1 protein-coding gene and 1 pseudogene are annotated in these 1,288 nt (G+C 55.7%); one reads left to right on the top strand and one right to left on the bottom strand.

The window, feature by feature from the left end; genetic code table 11:
* Positions 1–72: 72 nt before the first annotated feature.
* Positions 73–594 (bottom strand): cell envelope protein SmpA, encoded by a 522-nt coding sequence (locus D8V06_RS21730; protein ID WP_130931757.1) that lies wholly within the window; start codon positions 592–594, stop codon positions 73–75.
* Positions 595–914: 320 nt separating this feature from the next.
* Between D8V06_RS21730 and D8V06_RS21725 the strand changes: the two are divergent.
* Positions 915–1,288: pseudogene (locus D8V06_RS21725) on the top strand (magnesium transporter); the annotation flags it as partial.

Genomic DNA, 1,288 nt, shown 5'->3' with positions numbered 1-1,288 from the left:
GTACTCGGCTACGAACCGAGCGGTCACAGGTTCGAATCCTGTCGAGTGCACCATACAACAGAAAGCCCGCATTTAATGCGGGCTTTTTGCCGTCTGGGATTTGGCTTTTCCCTTCGTGCATCCTCTTTCATCGAACTCGATATGTGCACTCCGGCCTCGCTTGGTTTCGTAGCGATAGCTTGTGCTCGAATTGCGAATACTGATCTTGTCTGGCTTGCCGAGTGCGCTCTCGACATCCTGCTGGCTCATGCCGGCGACAACCCGTTGATTGATGATCGCCTCGCGTCGCTCTCTGGCACTGATCAGATTTCCGCATCCGTCTTCGCTCTTTCCAACAATCGTTGGTTCGCCCCTTTTGCTATTCGTTCGAGTGATGCGGCGAGTCTCTGGCCCTGGCAGCAGGGCGATTGGCTCGTCGGTTGGTATGTGCGTACGGACTTCCTGTATGGAGCGGCGTTCGCTGGCTGCGCAGCTTAGGGTGGTGAAGGTGATGCGGCCGTCGTTTGCTTCGCATCTATGAATGGTGGCGGCGGGGATCCAGGGTGCGGGGCAGAGCAGGGTGAGCATTAAGAAACGGCGCGCGTAGGCTGGCATCAAGCGTCCTCCATGACGATTTCTTTTAAGCGTAGCCGTCACCTTTTGGCCGAGTGGTGTGTTTTCTTTTCAGGATGCGTCGTCGTAAATTGAAGGGTCAGGACAGTGCTCAAGTTTGTCTTGCAAGCGCTTGTTTCAGCCGCGATTTTTTAACATTTCAATCCGCCAAGCGGTGTATGATTGCGCCCGTCAGCCCCGCCGGGGCTTTTGGATTACTTCCATGGACTTACCCAGTAGTTACTCAATACCCCGTTTTTCCAATCATGAATTGACTGATTGATCCTTCCGGCGCGCCCCGCTGCTGGGAGTGGAGTTCGCCTATGTCTGAAGTTGAAGTAAAGAAAACACAAGAAAGCTTGCAGGACCGCCTCGCTCAAGTCGTTGAGCTGTTGCAGCGTCAGCGAGTGGTTGAAGATCTGACCCACCGCCAGGAAGGCCCGCATCACGACCGGGTCGAGAACCTGGTTCACCGGCAAAATCTCGTCGAGTTGCAACGCAAGCTCGATGATCTGCACTCCGCCGACGTCGCCTATATCCTTGAAGCTCTGCCGCTGGACGAACGCCTGACGCTATGGCAGCTGGTCAAGGCGGATCGCGACGGCGACATTCTCCTCGAAGTATCCGATTCGGTCCGAGAAACCCTGATCGCCGACATGGACGATCACGAGCTCCTGGCTGCGGCCAAGGACATGGA

Source organism: Pseudomonas sp. Sample_24 (assembly GCF_004307605.1).
Classification (GTDB): Bacteria; Pseudomonadota; Gammaproteobacteria; order Pseudomonadales; family Pseudomonadaceae; genus Aquipseudomonas.
The sequence above is the reverse complement of the archived record's forward strand: the minus strand, read 5'-3'. Positions and strand labels throughout refer to the sequence as shown.

What these genes read in the sequence shown, in the direction of transcription:
- D8V06_RS21730 (WP_130931757.1), bottom strand. Translation starts at nt 594, where the DNA reads ATGCCAGCCTACGCGCGCCGTTTCTTAATGCTCACCCTGCTCTGCCCC.